The sequence below is a fragment of the Pseudomonas sp. AO-1 genome, from assembly GCF_019775695.1.
In the GTDB taxonomy this organism is placed as follows: domain Bacteria; phylum Pseudomonadota; class Gammaproteobacteria; order Pseudomonadales; family Pseudomonadaceae; genus Aquipseudomonas; species Aquipseudomonas parakoreensis.
On the sequence record NZ_CP079947.1, the window covers coordinates 5918012 to 5937039 of the forward strand.

At 62.3% G+C, this 19028-nt stretch carries 19 protein-coding genes; 16 read left to right on the top strand and 3 right to left on the bottom strand.

Translation table 11 applies throughout. The annotated features are described in order from the left end of the window. Positions 1-63: 63 nt before the first annotated feature. From KVQ82_RS26970 to KVQ82_RS27040, 15 genes are all read left to right on the top strand, one after another. Entirely contained in the window at positions 64-852 is a 789-nt protein-coding gene (locus KVQ82_RS26970; RefSeq protein WP_222016806.1) for an ABC transporter ATP-binding protein, read from the top strand. Continuing rightward, positions 849-1796: an ABC transporter substrate-binding protein gene (locus KVQ82_RS26975; RefSeq protein WP_041068194.1), complete on the top strand. Its 948-nt coding sequence runs from the start codon at positions 849-851 to the stop codon at positions 1794-1796. Before KVQ82_RS26970 ends, KVQ82_RS26975 begins: the two co-directional genes overlap by 4 nt. Then, positions 1793-2803 carry an iron ABC transporter permease gene (locus KVQ82_RS26980; RefSeq protein WP_222016808.1) on the top strand — a complete coding sequence of 337 codons (1011 nt, stop codon included), beginning with the start codon at positions 1793-1795 and terminating at the stop codon, positions 2801-2803. The genes KVQ82_RS26975 and KVQ82_RS26980 overlap by 4 nt, the downstream gene beginning before the upstream one ends. A gap of 312 nt (positions 2804-3115) precedes the next feature. Then, positions 3116-4381 carry an urea ABC transporter substrate-binding protein gene (urtA, locus tag KVQ82_RS26985; RefSeq protein ID WP_027613564.1) on the top strand — a complete coding sequence of 422 codons (1266 nt, stop codon included), beginning with the start codon at positions 3116-3118 and terminating at the stop codon, positions 4379-4381. A 238-nt stretch (positions 4382-4619) separates the two neighbouring features. Further along, complete coding sequence (gene urtB / locus KVQ82_RS26990) at positions 4620-6122, top strand: urea ABC transporter permease subunit UrtB (RefSeq protein ID WP_222016810.1); 1503 nt, start codon at positions 4620-4622, stop codon at positions 6120-6122. Further along, the gene (gene urtC / locus KVQ82_RS26995) at positions 6122-7201 is read left to right on the top strand and encodes an urea ABC transporter permease subunit UrtC (protein WP_041068203.1); all 1080 of its coding nucleotides are present in this window, start codon (positions 6122-6124) and stop codon (positions 7199-7201) included. Before urtB ends, urtC begins: the two co-directional genes overlap by 1 nt. 23 nt (positions 7202-7224) lie before the next feature. After that, a complete protein-coding gene (gene urtD / locus KVQ82_RS27000) occupies positions 7225-8067 on the top strand; it encodes an urea ABC transporter ATP-binding protein UrtD (RefSeq protein WP_177325654.1) in 843 nt (280 codons plus the stop codon). A 140-nt stretch (positions 8068-8207) separates the two neighbouring features. Then, the gene (urtE, locus tag KVQ82_RS27005; protein WP_222016813.1) at positions 8208-8906 is read left to right on the top strand and encodes an urea ABC transporter ATP-binding subunit UrtE; all 699 of its coding nucleotides are present in this window, start codon (positions 8208-8210) and stop codon (positions 8904-8906) included. 30 nt (positions 8907-8936) lie between these two features. Next, positions 8937-9776 carry an urease accessory protein UreD gene (locus KVQ82_RS27010; protein WP_222016815.1) on the top strand — a complete coding sequence of 280 codons (840 nt, stop codon included), beginning with the start codon at positions 8937-8939 and terminating at the stop codon, positions 9774-9776. 149 nt (positions 9777-9925) lie between these two features. Then, a complete protein-coding gene (locus KVQ82_RS27015; RefSeq protein WP_222016817.1) occupies positions 9926-10228 on the top strand; it encodes an urease subunit gamma in 303 nt (100 codons plus the stop codon). Between the two features lie 9 nt (positions 10229-10237). After that, positions 10238-10771: a GNAT family N-acetyltransferase gene (locus KVQ82_RS27020; protein ID WP_108181539.1), complete on the top strand. Its 534-nt coding sequence runs from the start codon at positions 10238-10240 to the stop codon at positions 10769-10771. 6 nt (positions 10772-10777) lie between these two features. Beyond that, on the top strand, positions 10778-11314 hold the full coding sequence (locus tag KVQ82_RS27025) for a GNAT family N-acetyltransferase (RefSeq protein ID WP_108181538.1): 537 nt from the start codon (positions 10778-10780) through the stop codon (positions 11312-11314). Continuing rightward, positions 11311-11619, top strand: a complete 309-nt coding sequence (locus KVQ82_RS27030; RefSeq protein ID WP_007966984.1) for an urease subunit beta — start codon at positions 11311-11313, stop codon at positions 11617-11619. The genes KVQ82_RS27025 and KVQ82_RS27030 overlap by 4 nt, the downstream gene beginning before the upstream one ends. A gap of 181 nt (positions 11620-11800) precedes the next feature. Further along, complete coding sequence (ureC, locus tag KVQ82_RS27035; protein ID WP_222016818.1) at positions 11801-13501, top strand: urease subunit alpha; 1701 nt, start codon at positions 11801-11803, stop codon at positions 13499-13501. Between the two features lie 146 nt (positions 13502-13647). Continuing rightward, complete coding sequence (locus KVQ82_RS27040) at positions 13648-14775, top strand: sensor histidine kinase (protein WP_222016820.1); 1128 nt, start codon at positions 13648-13650, stop codon at positions 14773-14775. A 138-nt stretch (positions 14776-14913) separates the two neighbouring features. On the opposite strand, the gene KVQ82_RS27045 is transcribed toward KVQ82_RS27040, so the two are convergent. Next, on the bottom strand, positions 14914-15219 hold the full coding sequence (locus tag KVQ82_RS27045) for a chaperone modulator CbpM (protein ID WP_047600625.1): 306 nt from the start codon (positions 15217-15219) through the stop codon (positions 14914-14916). Positions 15220-15242: 23 nt separating this feature from the next. Further along, positions 15243-16193: a DnaJ C-terminal domain-containing protein gene (locus KVQ82_RS27050; RefSeq protein WP_086794516.1), complete on the bottom strand. Its 951-nt coding sequence runs from the start codon at positions 16191-16193 to the stop codon at positions 15243-15245. 291 nt (positions 16194-16484) lie between these two features. Between KVQ82_RS27050 and KVQ82_RS27055 the strand changes: the two genes are divergently transcribed. Beyond that, a complete protein-coding gene (locus KVQ82_RS27055; protein WP_222016823.1) occupies positions 16485-17759 on the top strand; it encodes an Hsp70 family protein in 1275 nt (424 codons plus the stop codon). A 132-nt stretch (positions 17760-17891) separates the two neighbouring features. Here the strand turns inward: KVQ82_RS27055 and KVQ82_RS27060 are convergent, their stop codons facing one another. Beyond that, positions 17892-18905, bottom strand: a complete 1014-nt coding sequence (locus tag KVQ82_RS27060; protein WP_108181534.1) for an AI-2E family transporter — start codon at positions 18903-18905, stop codon at positions 17892-17894. Positions 18906-19028 lie beyond the last annotated feature (123 nt).

Consider the following 19028-nt stretch of genomic DNA (forward strand, 5'->3'; position numbering starts at 1 on the left):
GCTGCGCGGTCCATCGGGGATAAATCCCCTCACCACAAATGATGTAATGAATTCAGGAATTTGATGACCTCGCTAAATCTCGCCAACCTTGCCTGGACACCCCTGGGCCACGGCCACTGCCATCACCAGTTCCAGCTGCGTGATGCCTCGTTGCAGGTGGCCGCCGGTGAGTTTGTCGGGCTGATCGGCCCCAACGGCAGCGGCAAGACCAGCCTGCTGCGCTGCGCTTATCGCTTCAGTCAGCCGGAAAGCGGTGAGGTCAGACTCGATCATCACAACGTATGGAAGCAATCCTCGCGCTGGTGCGCGAAACGCATCGCCGTGGTTCTGCAGGAATTCCCCGATGCCTTTGGCCTGACCGTCGAAGAAGTGGTCGCCATGGGCCGCACGCCGCACAAAGGCCTGTTCGATGGCGACACGCTGGAAGATCGCAACCTTGCCACGTTAGCGCTCAAGTCCGTCGGCCTCGACGGCTTCGAAGACCACGCGTTCGCCACCCTGTCCGGCGGTGAGAAGCAGCGGGTGATCCTTGCCCGCGCCCTGACCCAGCAACCGCAACTGTTGATCCTCGACGAGCCGACCAACCACCTCGACCCGCGTTATCAGCTCGAACTGCTGCAACTGGTCAAACGTCTGCAGATCGGCACCCTCGCCAGCATCCACGACCTGAACCTGGCCGCCGCGTTCTGTGACCGACTGTACGTGATCAACCACGGCCGGATCGTCGCCAGCGGCACGCCGCCAGAAGTACTGACCACCGAGTTGCTGCGCGACGTGTTCGGCGTCGAGGCGTTGATCGACTCCCACCCCCTCCACGGCTACCCGCGAATCACCTGGATAACCCGACCATGACTGTGCGTTCCCTGCTTTGCGTCGCTCTTCTGTTGTGCAGTGCCCAAGCCTTGGCCGAAGCCACCAAATACCCGCTGACCGTCCATAGCTGCAACCGCGAAGTGACCTTCAACGAGGCGCCGAAGCACGCGGTCAGCCACGACATCAACATGACTCAGATGATGCTCGCCCTCGGCCTCAAACCGCGCATGGCCGGTTACAGCGGCGTCAGTGGCTGGAAGTCGGTGACGCCCCAGATGCAGTCGCTGCTCGACGGCTTGCCGGAGCTGGCCGCGAAATATCCGTCGGTGGAAACCCTGCTCAACGCCAACGTCGATTTCTTTTTCGCCGGCTGGGATTACGGCATGCGCGTCGGCGGTGATCTCACCCCGCAGACCCTGCAACCGCTGGGCATCAACGTGTATGAGCTGACCGAGTCCTGCGCCTTCGTGATGAAGCGTCCGGCGGCCACGCTGGACGACACCTACAACGACCTGCGCAACCTCGGGAAGATTTTCGACGTACAGGATCGCGCCAACGCACTGATCGCCGACATGCAGAATCAGGTCGCCGAGATCCGTAAAGACCTGCCCGCCGACAAGCCGCGTGTGTTCCTCTACGACAGTGGCGAAGACCGCGCCATGACCTCCGGCCGACTCGGCATGCCGCAGGCGCTGATCGACGCGGCGGGTGGGCGCAATATTCTCGATGACGTCGACGCGAGCTGGACCCGGGTCAACTGGGAGACCGTGGTCGAACGCAATCCGCAGGTGATCGTGATCGTCGACTACAGCGAAATCACTGCCGAGCAGAAGATCGAATTTCTGCTGAAGAACCCGGCGCTGCAATCGGTGGACGCGATCAAGAACCAGCGTTTCATCGTCATCCCTTATGTGCAGGCCACACCGGGCATCGATAACGTGCTGGCGGTGGAAACCCTGGCCAAAGGATTCCACGGCGAATGATCGACCGGCGCTACGCCCTGTTGCTCACCGCCCTCGGTGCCCTGTTGCTGGTGTCGTGCGTGGTCTCGCTCGGTTTTGGTCCGGCGCGGGTGCCGGTGGAGGTGGTGTGGCGGATTCTGCTGCACAAGACCTTCGGTTTCGGCGAGGTGAGCTGGAGCGCCGGGCAGGAGCACATCGTCTGGCTGATCCGCGTGCCGCGCATGCTGCTCGGGGCGTTGGTCGGTGCCGGGCTCGCGTTGATCGGCGCGGTGCTGCAAGCAGTGACGCGTAATCCACTGGCCGATCCGCACCTGCTCGGCGTCACCTCTGGCGCGACCCTCGGCGCAGTGATCGTGGTGCTGCACATTGGTGAAATCGTTGGCCTGCTGGCCTTGCCGATTGCCGCCTTCATGGGTGCATTGCTGAGCATGTTTCTGGTATTGGGCATCGCCAATCGGCAGGGTCGACTCGACAGCGACCGCTTGCTGCTGTGCGGCGTGGCGGTGTCGTTCGTGATGATGGCGATCGCCAACCTGCTGTTGTTCATGGGCGACCATCGCGCCAGCTCGGCGGTGATGTTCTGGATGCTCGGCGGCCTTGGCCTGGCGCGTTGGGAGCTGCTGGCGATACCCGCGCTGAGCGTGCTGCTCGGCCTCGGTCTGCTGCTGGGCATGGCCCGCCCGTTGAACGCACTGATGGCTGGCGAGCAGACCGCCGTGACCCTCGGGCTGAATGCCCGGGCGGTGCGTTTGCGGGTGTTTGTGATCGCCTCGTTGATGACCGGAGTGCTGGTGTCGATCAGTGGCTCGATCGGCTTTGTCGGACTGATGGTGCCGCACATTGCCCGGCGTCTGGTGGGTGCCGAACATCGCCGATTGCTGCCGGCCTGCGTACTGCTCGGCAGCCTGTTTCTGGTGTGGGTCGATGTGGCCGCGCGAACCCTGATCGCGCCGGAAGACCTGCCCATCGGCGTTGCCACCGCGGCCATCGGCGGCCTGTTCTTCATCGGCCTGATGCGCCGCCGCTGACACAACACAATCCCCCTGTAGGAGCTGCCGCAGGCTGCGATCTCTTGATCTTGCTTTTGATCATTAGAAATCAAGGTCAAAAGATCGCAGCCTGCGGCAGCTCCTACAGGAATTGTGGGCGCCCCAATCTGGCGCGGCCGCCTGCACCAACGCTCTCTCCGCGTCCCTTCATGGTGCACCCCACCCACGCGCGACCGCTCTAAACCGACATTTTCCTGCCCGATCCCGACCGGGCACAGCCCTTGCAAAACACCCTTCAGTCGTCCGCATCTGCCAACCATAAAAAACTTTAACGTTCATGGAGATCGCACAATGAAGCGTCGCAGTTTGATCAAGGCTTTCACACTCACGGCATCCATTGCCGCGATGGGCATGACCTGGACTGTCCAGGCCGCCGAGACCATCAAGGTGGGGATTCTGCATTCGTTGTCCGGGACCATGGCGATTTCCGAAACGTCGCTCAAGGACATGGCGCTGATGACCATCGACGAGATCAATGCCAAGGGCGGGGTGAACGGCAAGATGCTCGAACCGGTGGTGGTCGACCCGGCATCGAACTGGCCGCTGTTCGCCGAGAAAGGCCGGCAGTTGCTGACTCAGGACAAGGTCGCGGTGGTGTTCGGCTGCTGGACCTCGGTGTCGCGCAAATCGGTGCTGCCGGTGTTCGAAGAACTCAACGGCCTGCTGTTCTACCCGGTGCAATACGAAGGTGAAGAGATGTCGCCGAACGTGTTTTACACCGGCGCCGCGCCGAACCAGCAAGCCATCCCGGCCGTTGAATACCTGATGAGCGAAGAAGGTGGCAGCGCCAAGCGCTTCTTCCTGCTCGGCACCGACTACGTCTACCCGCGCACCACCAACAAGATCCTGCGCTCGTTCCTGCATTCCAAAGGCGTGGCCGACAAGGACATCGAAGAGGTCTACACCCCGTTCGGTCACAGCGACTATCAAACCATCGTCGCCAACATCAAGAAATTCTCCGCCGGCGGCAAGACCGCTGTGATCTCCACGGTCAACGGCGACTCCAACGTGCCGTTCTATAAAGAGCTGGCCAACCAGGGGCTGAAGGCGACCGATGTACCGGTGGTGGCGTTCTCCGTGGGTGAAGAAGAACTGCGCGGCATCGACACCAAACCGCTGGTGGGCAACCTTGCGGCGTGGAACTACTTCGAGTCCGTGGAGAACCCGGTGAACAAGAAGTTCGTCGCTGACTGGAAGGCTTACGCGAAGAAACACAACCTGCCGGGCGCCGACAAAGCGGTGACCAACGACCCGATGGAAGCCACCTACGTCGGCATCCACATGTGGGCGCAGGCGGCGGAGAAAGCCAAGTCCACCGACGTCGACAAAGTCCGCGAAGCGCTGGCCGGCCAGACCTTCGCCGCACCCTCGGGTTACACCTTGACCATGGACAAGACCAATCACCACCTGCACAAACCAGTGATGATCGGCGAGATCCAGAACGATGGTCAGTTCAACGTCGTGTGGCAGACCGAAGGCCCGATCCGTGCGCAGCCGTGGAGTCCGTTTATCGATGGCAACGACAAGAAACCGGATTATGCGGTGAAGAGCAACTGAGCCATTGGGTGTCGGGCTGATGAGCATTTTCGGCCCGACACAATCCCTCTGTGGGAACAATATTTTGTGGTGAGGGGATTCATCCCCGACCGGCTGCGAAGCAGTCGCGAAATCAGTCGACGCGATCAATCTGATACACCGCGACCGCTGGATTTGGGGCTGCTTCGCAACCCATCGGGGATGAATCCCCTCGCCACAAAGACTGCGCCCACAATTAGTCCGCGCAAGGCGACTCTTTATGCCGACTACCCTTTACCGCTTCATTCTCGCCCTCGCACTGTTGGTGCCGATGGCCGGCCACGCCAGCGACGCCGAAGACTTCGTCGCCGCCAACCCGGTGCAACAGGCCAAACTGCTGGAAGCCTGGGCCGCGCAGCCCGAGCCGGCGCGTGTCGAGCTGATCAACGCCCTGCAACAAGGCGAATTGATCATCGACGGCCAGCCCAAAACCCTGCGCCTGAATAACCGCCTGCGGGGTCTGATCGACACCGCTCTGGCCAGCCACCAATTGCTCGCCGCCGACGCCAAAACCCGTCTGACTGCCGCGCAGCAATTGCAGAAAAGCGCGAAACCCGCGCAGCTGAAATTCCTCGACCAGCAACTGGCTGGCGAAAAAGATGAAAGCGTCCACGCCGCCCTGAGCCTGGCGCTGGCCAACCTGCAACTGGTGGACAGCGACCCGGCGGTGCGTCTGGCCGCCGTGCGCCTGCTCGGCGAAACCGGCGATCCGCTGGCCCGCACCCGCCTCGAAGGACTGCTCGAACCTGGCGTCGAAAGCGATGCCGGTGTGCGTACCGCCGCCGAAACCAGCCTGGCGCAGGTCAAGCGCAAACTGCTGATCGGTGAAGTATTGGGTCAGGCGTTCAGCGGCATGTCCCTCGGCTCGATTCTGCTGCTCGCGGCCCTCGGCCTCGCGATCACCTTCGGCCTGCTCGGGGTGATCAACATGGCCCACGGCGAGATGCTGATGCTCGGCGCCTACTCGACCTACGTGGTGCAGTTGCTGTTCCAGCGCTACGCGCCACAGGCGATCGAGTTCTATCCGCTGATTGCGTTGCCGGTGGCGTTCTTCGTCACCGCAGCAATCGGCATGGCGCTCGAGCGCACGGTGATTCGACACCTCTATGGCCGACCGCTGGAAACCCTGCTCGCCACCTGGGGCATCAGCCTGATGCTGATCCAGTTGGTGCGCCTGCTGTTCGGTGCGCAGAACGTTGAGGTGGCGAATCCGGCGTGGCTGTCCGGCGGGATTCAGGTGCTGCCGAATCTTGTCCTGCCGTACAACCGCATCGTGATCATCGCCTTCGCCTTGTTCGTGGTGGTGCTGACCTGGCTGCTGCTGAACAAAACCCGCCTCGGCCTCAATGTCCGCGCGGTCACGCAGAACCGCAACATGGCCGCCTGCTGCGGCGTGCCCACCGGGCGCGTCGACATGCTCGCCTTCGGCCTCGGTTCGGGCATCGCCGGCCTCGGTGGCGTGGCGCTGAGCCAGATCGGCAACGTCGGCCCGGACTTGGGCCAGAGCTACATCATCGACTCGTTCCTGGTGGTGGTGCTGGGCGGTGTCGGCCAACTCGCCGGCAGCGTACTGGCGGCGTTCGGCCTGGGCATCGCCAACAAGATTCTCGAACCGCAGATCGGTGCGGTGCTCGGCAAGATCCTGATCCTCGCGCTGATCATTCTGTTCATCCAGAAACGTCCGCAAGGCCTCTTCGCACTGAAAGGACGGGTGATCGACTGATGAACCAGCCTCTACTTGTCACGGCCACGCAAAAGGCCGGCCCGAAACTCACGCTTGCCATCGGCGCGGTGATCCTCGCGCTGTTGATCGCCCTGCCGTTGCTCTCGCTGTTGCCGGCGGACAGCGCGCTGCACGTCTCGGCCTACACCCTGACGCTGGTCGGCAAAATCCTCTGCTACGCCATCGTTGCTCTGGCGCTGGATCTGGTCTGGGGTTACGCCGGGCTGCTGTCGCTGGGCCACGGGCTGTTCTTCGCCCTCGGCGGTTATGCGATGGGCATGTACCTGATGCGCCAGGCCGCCGGTGACGGCTTGCCGGCGTTCATGACCTTTCTGTCGTGGACCGAATTGCCGTGGTACTGGAGCGGAACCAGCAGTTTTATCTGGTCGATGTGTCTGGTGGTGCTGGCGCCAGGTCTGCTGGCGCTGGTGTTCGGTTTCTTTGCCTTCCGCTCGCGGATCAAGGGCGTGTATTTCTCGATCATGACCCAGGCCCTGACCTTCGCCGGCATGCTCCTGTTTTTCCGCAACGAGACCGGCTTCGGCGGTAACAACGGCTTCACCAACTTCCGCACGATTCTCGGCTTCGGCATCACTGAACCGGGCACTCGCGCGGTGCTGTTTCTGGCCACCGTGTTGTTGCTGGTGGCGAGTCTGTTCATCGGCTGGCGTCTGGCGCAGAGCAAGTTCGGCCGGGTGCTGACCGCGCTGCGCGATGCGGAAAACCGCCTGATGTTCTGCGGTTACGACCCGCGCGGTTTCAAACTGTTCGTCTGGGTCTTGAGCGCGGTGCTGTGCGGTCTGGCCGGGGCGTTGTACGTACCGCAAGTGGGGATCATCAACCCCAGCGAAATGTCGCCGACCAATTCGATCGAAGCGGCGGTGTGGGTCGCCCTTGGCGGACGCGGAACCTTGATCGGGCCGCTGCTCGGCGCCGGTGTGGTCAACGGCATGAAGAGCTGGTTCACCGTGGCGTTCCCCGAATACTGGCTGTTCTTCCTCGGCGCGCTGTTCATCGTCGTGACGTTGTATTTGCCCAAAGGCGTGATCGGCCTGCTGAAGAAACGAGGTGAACAATGAGAGTCACTGCGAGTGCTGAATTCATGCTCGAACCGGCGTTTTTCCCCGTGGAACCGAACAAGGATGAGGGCACCAGCCGCGACTCGATCGGCCTCGGCCAACGCGTCGGCCCGGGCCTCGACACCCGCCACGGCACGATCCTGACCCTGGAAGACATCAGCGTCAGCTTCGACGGTTTTCGCGCCCTGAACAATCTGAACCTGTACATCGGCGTCGGCGAGTTGCGCTGCATCATCGGCCCCAACGGCGCGGGCAAGACCACGCTGATGGACGTGATCACCGGCAAGACCCGCCCCAGTCACGGCAAGGCCTGGTTCGGCGAAACCCTCGACCTGACGCAGATGAGCGAAGTGCAGATTGCCCAGGCCGGCATCGGTCGCAAGTTCCAGAAACCCACAGTGTTCGAAGCGCTGAGCGTGTTCGAGAACCTGGAACTGGCGCAGAAAACCGACAAGTCGGTGTGGGCCAGTTTGCGGGCGAAGTTGAGCGGCGAGCAGAAAGACCGGATCAGCGAAGTGCTCGACACCATTCGCCTGACCACCTCGGTCAATCGCCCGGCGGGCTTGCTGTCCCACGGGCAGAAACAGTTTCTGGAAATCGGCATGTTGCTGATGCAGGACCCGCAACTGCTGCTGCTCGACGAGCCGGTGGCGGGCATGACCGATGCCGAAACCGAATTCACCGCCGAGCTGTTCAAGTCGCTGGCCGGCAAGCATTCGCTGATGGTGGTGGAGCACGACATGGGCTTCGTCGGCTCGATTGCCGACCATGTGACGGTGCTGCATCAGGGCAGCGTGCTGGCGGAAGGGTCGCTGGAACAGGTGCAGGAAAACGAGCGGGTGATCGAGGTCTATCTCGGCCGCTGACGATTGCGAATACAAAACCTGTGGGAGCTGGCTTGCCAGCGATGAAGGCGGCCTATCCAACATTGAAGTTGATTGACACACCGCCATCGCTGGCAAGCCAGCTCCCACAGGGTTCTGTGTGCAACAGAAGGAATTTGAACATGCTGCAAGTCGACAAGCTGCATCAGTACTACGGCGGTAGCCACATCCTCCGTGGCCTCTCATTCGACGTAAAAGTCGGCGAAGTCACCTGCCTGCTCGGGCGCAACGGCGTGGGCAAGACCACCCTGCTCAAATGCCTGATGGGCCTGTTGCCGGCCAAGGAAGGCGTGGTGAATTGGGAGGGCAAACCGATCACCACGCTCAAGCCGCACCAGCGCGTGCACGCCGGGATCGCCTATGTGCCACAGGGCCGGGAAATCTTCGGCCGGCTCACGGTGGAAGAGAATCTGCTGATGGGTTTGTCGCGGTTTCCCGGCAGTGAAGCGAAGGAAGTCCCAGGTTTCATCTACGAATTGTTCCCGGTGCTGCTACAAATGAAGCAGCGCCGAGGCGGCGATCTCTCCGGCGGCCAGCAACAGCAGCTCGCTATCGGTCGCGCCCTGGCCAGTCGTCCGCGTTTGCTGATCCTCGACGAACCCACCGAAGGCATCCAGCCCTCGGTGATCAAGGAGATCGGCGCGGTGATCAAAAAGCTCGCGGCCCGAGGCGACATGGCCATTTTGCTGGTGGAGCAGTTCTACGATTTCGCTGCGGAGCTGGCCGATCAATACCTGGTGATGTCCCGGGGCGAGATCGTGCAACAGGGTCGCGGCGAAAATATGGAGGCCGAGGGTGTACGAGGTCTGGTAACAATTTAATCTGTAGCTTCCTAACGATAATCACAAACCATGAACTTACCGCTTCCCACTGCCCTGTTTACCCCGAGCTGGCACGCCGAGCTGGAACTGGCCTACGCCCGCTTCGGCGACTGCACGCGCCCGGTTCAACGCCGGCATCTCGGCCCGCTGCGCGTGCAAAAGCACCTGTACGCCGAAGGCCCCGAGGTCTGCCAACACATCATCGTCCACCCGCCGGGCGGGATCGCCGGCGGAGATCGGCTGAACATCAGCGCCCGCGTCGAACAGGACGCCTGGGCGCAGATCACCAGCCCCGGCGCCGCCAAATGGTATCGCGCGGCGGGGCCGGCGTATCAACAGCTCGATCTGCAAGTCGCCGCCGGCGCGACGCTGGAGTGGCTGCCGCAGGAAACCATCGTCTACAGCGCCGCTCAGGCTGAACTCACCACCTCGATCGAACTGGAGGGCGATGCGCGGCTGTTCTACTGGGACGTGGTGGCGCTGGGCCGACCGGCCAGTGGCGAGCGCTTCGACCTCGGACACTTTCAAGCGCATCTGGATATCCGCCGCGACGGGCGATTGCTCTGGCACGAGCGTCAGAGGATTACTGGCGGTGACGGTTTGCTGGATTCGCCGATCGGCCTGGATGGCCGTCCGGTGTTCGCCACATTGTTGGTCACCGGTGAAATCGACGCCGAGCTGCTGGAGCGCTGTCGTTCGCTGGGGCATGCCGTGCGCGGGGATTTGACCCAGTTGCCGGGGCTGTTGGTTGCCCGCTGCCTGGCGAGCGAGGCACTGCTGGCCCGCGCCTGGCTGATCGACCTGTGGCGCCTGCTGCGCCCGGCCCTGCTCGGTCGCGAGGCCCAGCCACCGCGAATCTGGAACACCTGAAATGCACTCCCCGTATTCCTCTGTAGGAGCTGCCGAAGGCTGCGATCTTTTGATCTTGCTGTAAAAAATCAAGATCAAAAGATCGCAGCCTTCGGCAGCTCCTACAGAGCGTACGACTTAACTTTCTTCTGCCGAGATTTGAAAAACAAATGGACCTGACCCCACGCGAAAAAGACAAGTTGCTGATCTTCACCGCCGGCCTCGTCGCCGAGCGCCGACTGGCCCGTGGTTTGAAGCTCAACTACCCGGAAGCCATGGCCTACATCTCCGCCGCGCTGCTCGAAGGCGCCCGAGACGGCCAGACCGTGGCCGAGCTGATGCACTACGGCACCACCCTGTTGGGCCGCGAGCAAGTGATGGAAGGCATTCCGGAAATGATCCCGGAGATCCAGGTCGAAGCGACGTTCCCCGACGGCACCAAACTGGTCACCGTCCACCAACCGATCGTTTGAGGACTCGCCATGACCTACACCATTCGCGATGCCCTGCACGCCGACCTGCCGGCGATCCGTGACATCTACAACGACGCGGTGCTCAACACCACGGCGATCTGGAACGAGTCGGCGGTCGACCTCGGCAACCGCCAGGCGTGGTTCAGCGCCCGTCAGGCCCAGGCCTACCCGATTCTGGTGATCGTCGACGCCGACAACGTGGTGCTCGGCTACGCTTCCTTTGGCGACTGGCGGCCGTTCGACGGTTTCCGTCACACCGTCGAGCACTCGGTCTACGTGCGCAGCGACCAGCGCGGCAATGGCCTTGGCCCGCAATTGATGAGCGTGCTGATCGAGCGGGCCAAAGCCTGCGACAAGCATGTGATGGTCGCCGCCATCGAAAGTGGCAATGCCGCTTCCATTCGTCTGCATGAACGCGCCGGTTTCAGCATCACCGGACAGATGCCGCAAGTCGGCACCAAGTTCGGCCGCTGGCTCGACCTGACCTTCATGCAACTGATCCTCAACCCTGGCGCGCAGCCGCCGCTCGCCAACAAGGAGTGACACGCGATGAACCCCGCCCAACTGCGACGCGTCAATGCGGAAAGTTTTGCGCACTATCGTCAGGGCCTGATTGATCTGCTGCTCGACGCCGTGGGTTATGGCGCCAGCGTCGGCTTCATGGCCGACCTTGATGCCGCGCAGGCTCGCGCCTACTTCGATGAAGTGCAGCAACACGTGAACAAGGGCAGCGTGTTGCTCTGGGTGGTGGTCAAGGATGAAGAAGTGCAGGCCAGCGTGCAGTTGGGCCTGTGCCAGAAGGCCAACGGCCTCAATCGCGCGGAAGTGCAGAAGCTGCTGGTGCGCGAACAGGCACGGCGACGCGGTCTCGGCCAGCAGTTGATGAATGCGCTGGAGCTCGAAGCGGCCAAACACAAGCGCGGCATGCTCTACCTCGACACCGAGGCCGGCTCGCCCGCCGAAGAGTTCTACAAGGCCCTGGGTTACACCCGTGCCGGTGAAATTCCCGATTACGCCTGCGACCCGCACGGTACCTATCGCCCGACTGCCCTCTACTACAAGATTCTGCAAGGAGCCCGGCCATGATTCCCGGCCAGTACCAGATCCAGCCCGGCGACATCGAACTGAATGTCGGCCGCCGCACGCTCAGCCTGAAAGTCGCCAACAGCGGTGACCGGCCGATTCAGGTCGGTTCGCACTATCACTTTTTCGAAACCAATGACGCGCTGACCTTCGACCGCGCCGCCAGCCGTGGCATGCGCCTGAACATCCCCGCCGGCACCGCCGTGCGCTTCGAGCCGGGGCAGAGCCGCGAGGTCGAGTTGGTGGAGTACGCCGGGCATCGGCGGGTGTTCGGCTTTGCCGGGCGGGTCATGGGTGATCTCGACTGAAGCAGATTCACCTGTGGTGAGGGGTTTATCTGTGGTGAGGGGATTCATCCCCGATCGACCGCGCAGCGGTCGCCAACCGCCACCGGCCCCACCACAAAATCACTTTTGCTGAATGGCGGGTGCTTCGCACCCGATCGGGGATGAATCCCCTCGCCACAATAAATTTTTGCAAGGAATTGAAATGAAGATTTCCCGGCAAGCCTACGCCGACATGTTCGGCCCCACCGTCGGCGACAAGGTGCGCCTGGCGGACACCGAGTTGTGGATCGAAGTCGAAAAAGACTTCACCACCTACGGCGAAGAAGTGAAGTTCGGCGGCGGCAAAGTCATCCGTGACGGCCAGGGCCAGAGCCAGTTGCTCGCTGCCGAAGTGGTCGACACGCTGATCACCAATGCGTTGATCATCGACCACTGGGGCATCGTCAAAGCCGACGTCGGCCTCAAGGACGGGCGCATCGCTGCTATCGGCAAGGCCGGTAACCCGGACGTACAACCGAACGTGACCATCGCCATCGGCGCCAGCACCGAAGTGATCGCCGGTGAAGGCATGATCCTCACCGCCGGCGGCATCGACACGCACATCCATTTCATTTGCCCGCAGCAGATCGAAGAAGCGCTGATGAGCGGCGTCACCACCATGATCGGCGGCGGCACGGGGCCGGCGACCGGTACCAACGCCACCACCTGCACCTCCGGCCCGTGGCACCTGGCGCGGATGCTCCAGGCCGCCGACGCGTTCCCGATGAACATCGGCCTCACCGGCAAGGGCAACGCCAGCCTGCCGGAGCCGTTGATCGAGCAGGTCAAGGCCGGGGCCATCGGCCTCAAACTGCACGAAGACTGGGGTACCACCCCGGCGAGCATCGACAACTGCCTGAGCGTCGCCGACCAGTACGACGTACAAGTGGCGATCCACACCGACACCCTCAACGAGTCCGGTTTCGTCGAAACCACCTTGGGCGCGTTCAAGGGCCGCACCATTCACACCTATCACACCGAAGGTGCCGGTGGCGGCCATGCGCCGGACATCATCAAGGCCTGCGGTTTCCCTAACGTGCTGCCGAGCTCGACCAACCCGACCCGGCCGTTCACCCGCAACACCATCGACGAACACCTCGACATGCTGATGGTCTGCCACCACCTCGACCCGAGCATCGCCGAAGACGTGGCGTTCGCCGAAAGCCGCATCCGCCGCGAGACGATTGCCGCCGAAGACATCCTCCACGACCTCGGCGCGTTCTCGATGATCAGCTCCGACAGCCAGGCCATGGGCCGCGTCGGCGAAGTCATCACACGCACCTGGCAGACTGCCGACAAGATGAAAAAGCAGCGCGGCCCGCTGCCCCAGGACGGCGAAGGCAACGACAACTTCCGCGCCAAGCGCTACATCGCCAAGTACACGATCAACCCGGCGATCACCCACGGTATCAGCCATGAGGTGGGCTCGGTGGAGGTCGGCAAATGGGCCGATCTGGTGCTCTGGCGTCCGGCGTTCTTCGGTGTGAAACCGACGCTGATCCTCAAGGGCGGCGCCATCGCTGCGAGCCTGATGGGCGACGCCAACGCGTCGATCCCAACCCCGCAACCGGTGCACTACCGCCCGATGTTCGCCAGCTACGGCGGCTCGCTGCACGCCACCAGCCTGACCTTCATCAGCCAGGCCGCACAGGAGGCAGGGTTGCCCGAGGCACTGGGACTGAAGAAGAAAATCGCCGTGGTCAAAGGCTGCCGCGATGTGCAGAAAACCGACCTGATCCATAACGATTACCTGCCGAACATCGACGTCGATCCGCAGACCTATCAGGTCAAGGCCGACGGTGTGCTGCTGTGGTGTGAACCGGCGGAAACCTTGCCGATGGCTCAGCGTTACTTCCTGTTCTGACACACGGCAAAAGGCCCCCGACCCGCATCTTGCGCACGGGCCGGGGCCTTTTTCATGGGGCAGGAAAACCGATGCGCAAACGGTCGTGTATTTCCCGCCAAAGGGGCTAATATTCGATTCGCTCCGCCTATTTTCAGGAACTGCCCATGCGTCTTTCCGAGTTCATCTTGGCCAACATCGAGCCTATCGTCGATGAATGGGAACAGTTCGCCGCGACCATCACGCCGGCGGCCGACCATCTGGATTCCACTGCGCTGCGCGATCACGCCAGCGAGATTCTGCGGGCCGCCGCCCGCGACATGAGCAAGCCACAGAGCCCCGCCGAACAGGCTGCCAAAGCCAAGGGCGAGGGCCCGGAAAAGACCCCGAGTCTGGACGAGGCCGGCGCCAGCCATGGCGAACTGCGCCACACCGTCGGTTTCGATCTGGTGCAGATGACCAGCGAATTCCGCCATTTGCGCGCCTGTGTGATCCGCCTGTGGGTCAACAGCCTTGAATCGCCGGACATGACCTATTTTCAGGACATGATCCGTTTCAACGAAGCCATCGACGAGGCACTGGCCGAATCCACCGCGGCCTACGCCGAGCAGGTCAATCGCTCGCGGGACATTTTCCTCGCCATCCTCGGCCATGACCTGCGCGCGCCGCTGCAGGCGGTGAGCATGTCCACCGAACTGCTGCTGCGCAAATCCAGCCTTGAAGGCGATGCCCTGGCCTGCGCCCAGCACATCAAGCGTGGCGCGCGGCACATGGCGACGATGGTCAGCGACCTGCTGGAGCTGGTGCGCAGTCGCCTCGGCCGTAGCCTGCCGATCGAGCCGGCAGCGATGGACCTGGCCGTTGCGGCGCGGGCGGCGATTGCCGAAGCCTGCGCCGGTAATCCGCTATCCGATCCGAAGCTCACGGTGCACGGCGACACCCGTGGGATGTGGGACGCCGGGCGAATCGACCAGCTCCTGCAAAACCTGATCGGCAACGCCTTGCAGCACGGCACCAGCCAGCGCGACGTGACCCTTGATCTGCGTGGCGAGGGCGACAACGTGTGCCTGACGGTGCACAACTACGGCACACCGATTTCCGAAGAGGCGATCGGCACGATTTTCGACCCGCTGGTGCGCAGCGCCGACGAAGAACTCGGGCAGCCGTCGACCAGCCTCGGGTTGGGCTTGTTCATCGTCAAGGAAGTGGTGAGCGCCCATGGCGGGACAATCGACGTCAGCTCGAGCGAGGCTGACGGGACGCTGTTCAGTGTGGTGTTGCCGAGAAAGGTTTAAGCAAGAAAATCTGCGGTAAATTCATCGCTGGCAAGCCAGCTCCCACAGGTTCGGCGTCGAATACAAACTTTGTGTACGACATAGTTCCTTGTGGGAGCTGGCTTGCCAGCGATGAGGCCGGCCAATACCACGGAAAACCTATTCGACCACCAGCCGCCCCAAGCGCTGCCTGAGCATCCGGTTCTCCGCCCGCAACTCGTGCACTTCCTCCAGCAGATTCAGTGCCAGCGCGACCCCATCCCACTCCAGCTCCAGCTCGCGCCGCAACTTCGCGGCGCGTTTGGCCAGGCTCAGCTCGTAGTCGGTGAACCGCCATTCCCGGGGCTGCGCGCCCTGAGGTTCGAGGATGCCGTGTTCGACGATTTCGATCACGTAGACGTCCGACAGATCGGCCGCCTCACAGAATTCTGCCATGTCCAGTTGAACGATCAGGGGGCTGCTCATGATGGGCTACTCCGTCGTCGGGTTCAGAAGTTCTCGCGTGGGTTGAACGCGGCTTTCTTCGCCAGTTCCTGCCACAGCGCCTTGACCTCGTCGTCCGAGGTTTTCGGCATCACGGCCTTGAGCTGCACGAACAGGTAACCGCGCTCACCGGCCTTGTTTTTCAGACCATGGCCCTTGGCGCGCATGCGCTGGCCGTTCTGGCTGCCGGCCGGAACCTTGAGGTTGATCTTGCCGGTCAGGGTCGGCACGGCCACCTCGGTGCCCAGCGCCAGCTCCCACGGTGCCAATGGCAAGGTGATGATCAGGTTGTCGCCTTCGACATCGAATTTCGGGTGCGGCGCAAAGCGAATGGTCAGGTACAGATCGCCATTGGCGCCGCCACCGATGCCCGGCGCGCCCTGCCCCTTGAGGCGGATGCGCTCGCCGTCGGTCACGCCCGCCGGGATCTTCACGTTCAGGCTTTTGCTGGTGTTGCTGACGTGCTGACCGTTGGCGTTGTACTGCGGGACCTGAAAGCTGACCTTCTTCGACTCGTTCGACAGCGTCTCCTCAAGGAAGATCGGCAGTTCCATTTCCACGTCTTGTCCCCGCCGTCCTGCACTGCGTTGCTGCCGACCTTCGCCGCCACCGAAACCGGCGCCGCGATTGCCGAAGATCGAACTGAAGAAGTCCGAGAAGTCGCCGGTGTCGCCACCACCGCCGCCAAAGCCACCACGGCTCTGCCAGCCCGGCGGGCCCTGGAACGGCTGACCATGCTGGCCATAACGGCGCAGGTCGTCGTACTCGGCGCGCTTGTCGGCGCTCTTCAGCGCTTCATAGGCTTCCGAGGCGTCCTTGAACTTGGCCTCGGCGTCTTTTTCCTTGCTGACATCGGGGTGGTATTTGCGCGCCAGCTTGCGATAGGCAGCCTTGATCGCCTTGTCGTCCGCTGTCGGCTCCACGCCGAGTATCTTGTAATAGTCTTTGAAGTCCATCGAAGGAATCACCATCCGTTATCGATTTCGCGCCGAGACCAGCATGCGCTCATTCGCGCGTGCCGGGTTGACCGATCTCAACTTTGTGACCGGGTGGCGCAGCAGAAGTTTATCGGCAGTGGACGACGGTTCTTGCGACCGCCGGTATGTCTGCCGGCCCATGCCAGCAAGTTTGGGGCGAAGCTGCGACTTTCAAGAAGCTTAGTCGTGAAATAGCAGATGACCGGCCTTCGAATCTGCCGCGCACTGACATACACTGCGCGGCCGTTTTTTGACCGGAACCCGAAAGACATGAACAACGCCTCTCCAGCCCGTGCCTGCGGTATCGACTTCGGCACCTCCAACTCCACCGTCGGCTGGCTGCGCCCCGGCATGGAAACGATGATCGCGCTGGAAGACGACAAGATCACCCTGCCGTCGGTGGTGTTCTTCAACATCGAAGAGCGCCGTCCGGTTTACGGTCGTCTGGCCCTGCACGAATACCTGGAAGGCTACGAAGGCCGGCTGATGCGCTCGCTCAAGAGCCTGCTGGGTTCCAAGCTGATCAAGCACGACACCAGCGTCCTCGGCACGGCGATGCCGTTCAAGGATCTGTTGGGGCTGTTCATCGGCCAGCTCAAGAGCCGCGCCGAAACGGCCGCCGGTCGCGAGTTCGAACAAGTGGTGCTGGGGCGTCCGGTGTTTTTCGTCGATGACGACCCGCTGGCTGACCAGGAAGCCGAAGACACCCTGGTCGAAGTGGCGCGCAAGCTTGGTTTCAAGGACGTGTCGTTCCAGTACGAACCGATTGCCGCCGCCTTCGACTACGAGTCGACCATCGAAAAAGAAGAGCTGGTGCTGATCGTCGACATCGGCGGGGGTACCTCCGACTTCTCGCTGGTGCGCCTGTCGCCCGAGCGTCGTGGCATGGACAACCGTCACGACGACATCCTCGCCACCGGCGGCGTGCACATCGGCGGGACCGATTTCGACAAACAACTGAGCCTGCAAGGCCTGATGCCGCTGTTCGGCTACGGCAGCCGGATGAAGAGCGGCGCCTACATGCCGACCAGCCACCACATGAACCTGGCGACCTGGCACACCATCAACTCGGTGTACTCGCAGAAATCCACCCTGGCGCTGGGCAGCATGCGCTACGACATCGAGGACACTGGCGGTATCGACCGGCTGTTCAAGCTGATCGAACAGCGCGCCGGGCACTGGCTGGCGATGGAAGTCGAAGAAACCAAGATTCAGCTGACCCACACCGACAGCCGCCACGTACCCCTGGACCGCATCGAGCCGGGCCTGAGCGTGGAACTGAGCCGCGCCCTGTTCGAATCGTCGATCGACGCGCTGCTTGAGCGCGTGCGCGGCAGCGTCACGCAGCTGTTGAACGATGCCAACGTCTCGGTGGGTCAGGTCGATACGGTGTTCTTCACTGGCGGCTCCAGCGGCATTCCGGCGCTGCGCAACAGCGTCTCGGCGATGCTGCCGAATGCGCGACATGTGGAAGGGAATATCTTTGGCAGCATTGGCAGCGGTCTGGCGATTGAGGCGATGAAGCGCTACGGCGCCGTGAACTGATCCAAGACCGCGTTGCGCCCATCGCTGGCAAGCCAGCTCCCACAGGTTCTGCGCCGCTTTCGAAAGCGCTATCAATCCTGTGGGAGCTGGCTTGCCAGCGATGGCGTCAGCTAAGGCAACACAGTTATCGGATCAAACCATCCCGCCCAGCTTCAACTCGCTCTTCAGATACGCGTAATAAATCGGCCCCGCCACCACCCCCGGCAGGCCGAACGCGGCTTCGAACACCAGCATCGCCAGCAGCAACTCCCACGACTTGGCACTGATCTGCCCGCCGACAATGCGCGCGTTGAGGAAGTATTCGAGCTTGTGGATAAAAATCAGGTAACCCAGCGCCGCCACCGCCACCCAGATCGACAGCGACAGGCCGACGATGGTGATCAGCGTGTTCGACATCAGGTTGCCGATCACCGGCAGCAGGCCGAGCAGGAAGGTCAGGACGATCAGGGTCTTGGTCAGTGGCAGCTTGATGCCGAACAGCGGCAGGATCACCGCGAGGAAGATCGCGGTGAAGAAGGTGTTCAGCAGGGAAATCTTGATCTGCGCGAAGACAATGTTGCGGAAGGCTTGCACCAGCAGGTGCAGGCGATCAAACAGGGCGGCGGCCAGCGGCTTGCGCTTGGTCACATCCGGTATCCGCTGCAGGGCAATGATTGCGCCGAGGACCATGCCGATCAACAGGGTGACAAACATGTGCGCCGCGTCCTTGCCCACCAGTTGCAGGTCAGCCAGGTGTTTGCTCGCCCACTCACCAATCGCCACGCGGAACTCCGCAGCACTGGCCGGCAGATAGGCATCGAGAAACGGCGGCAGTTGCCCGCGCGCGCGATCAACCACGCCCATGAATTTGTCGAGCGAGGCGCCCGGGTTTTCCGCTTCGTGCAGCAGGAAACTGATAGCACCGGCAAAGATCAGCGCCAGCACGCTGACCACCAGGGTGCCCAGCAGCGCCACCGCCAGCCAGCGCGCGCGCCGGCCTTCGATCAATCGTTGCAGTTGCGGGGTGAGCATGTTGACCAGCTCGAACACCAGCAAACCGGCCAGCAGGCTGGGCAACAAGCGCAGCGGCAATGCCAGCAGCAAACCGCCAAAAATAATGATGCAACTGACCCAAAACACAACATGACGCTCAGAAAACGTTGGCATACAGCCTCAAAACGAACGGCGTAAAAGGATTGGCAGTCTGCCAGCGATCCGGCGCCGAAGCGAGTAGATGCCCCGCATCCTGGTCGCGCCGAAAAGATCGCAGCCTGCGGCAGCTCCTACAGG

Bases quoted from the DNA above. Each gene is read 5' to 3' on its own strand.
- KVQ82_RS26980 (WP_222016808.1), top strand. From the start codon at position 1,793: ATGATCGACCGGCGCTACGCCCTGTTGCTCACCGCCCTCGGTGCCCTG.
- urtB (WP_222016810.1), top strand. From the start codon at position 4,620: ATGCCGACTACCCTTTACCGCTTCATTCTCGCCCTCGCACTGTTGGTG.
- KVQ82_RS27025 (WP_108181538.1), top strand. From the start codon at position 10,778: ATGAACCCCGCCCAACTGCGACGCGTCAATGCGGAAAGTTTTGCGCAC.
- KVQ82_RS26975 (WP_041068194.1), top strand. From the start codon at position 849: ATGACTGTGCGTTCCCTGCTTTGCGTCGCTCTTCTGTTGTGCAGTGCC.
- KVQ82_RS27040 (WP_222016820.1), top strand. From the start codon at position 13,648: ATGCGTCTTTCCGAGTTCATCTTGGCCAACATCGAGCCTATCGTCGAT.
- urtE (WP_222016813.1), top strand. From the start codon at position 8,208: ATGCTGCAAGTCGACAAGCTGCATCAGTACTACGGCGGTAGCCACATC.
- urtD (WP_177325654.1), top strand. From the start codon at position 7,225: ATGCTCGAACCGGCGTTTTTCCCCGTGGAACCGAACAAGGATGAGGGC.
- ureC (WP_222016818.1), top strand. From the start codon at position 11,801: ATGAAGATTTCCCGGCAAGCCTACGCCGACATGTTCGGCCCCACCGTC.
- KVQ82_RS27015 (WP_222016817.1), top strand. From the start codon at position 9,926: ATGGACCTGACCCCACGCGAAAAAGACAAGTTGCTGATCTTCACCGCC.
- KVQ82_RS27045 (WP_047600625.1), bottom strand. From the start codon at position 15,219: ATGAGCAGCCCCCTGATCGTTCAACTGGACATGGCAGAATTCTGTGAG.
- KVQ82_RS26970 (WP_222016806.1), top strand. From the start codon at position 64: ATGACCTCGCTAAATCTCGCCAACCTTGCCTGGACACCCCTGGGCCAC.
- KVQ82_RS27050 (WP_086794516.1), bottom strand. From the start codon at position 16,193: ATGGACTTCAAAGACTATTACAAGATACTCGGCGTGGAGCCGACAGCG.
- KVQ82_RS27030 (WP_007966984.1), top strand. From the start codon at position 11,311: ATGATTCCCGGCCAGTACCAGATCCAGCCCGGCGACATCGAACTGAAT.
- urtA (WP_027613564.1), top strand. From the start codon at position 3,116: ATGAAGCGTCGCAGTTTGATCAAGGCTTTCACACTCACGGCATCCATT.
- KVQ82_RS27060 (WP_108181534.1), bottom strand. From the start codon at position 18,905: ATGCCAACGTTTTCTGAGCGTCATGTTGTGTTTTGGGTCAGTTGCATC.
- urtC (WP_041068203.1), top strand. From the start codon at position 6,122: ATGAACCAGCCTCTACTTGTCACGGCCACGCAAAAGGCCGGCCCGAAA.
- KVQ82_RS27010 (WP_222016815.1), top strand. From the start codon at position 8,937: ATGAACTTACCGCTTCCCACTGCCCTGTTTACCCCGAGCTGGCACGCC.
- KVQ82_RS27055 (WP_222016823.1), top strand. From the start codon at position 16,485: ATGAACAACGCCTCTCCAGCCCGTGCCTGCGGTATCGACTTCGGCACC.
- KVQ82_RS27020 (WP_108181539.1), top strand. From the start codon at position 10,238: ATGACCTACACCATTCGCGATGCCCTGCACGCCGACCTGCCGGCGATC.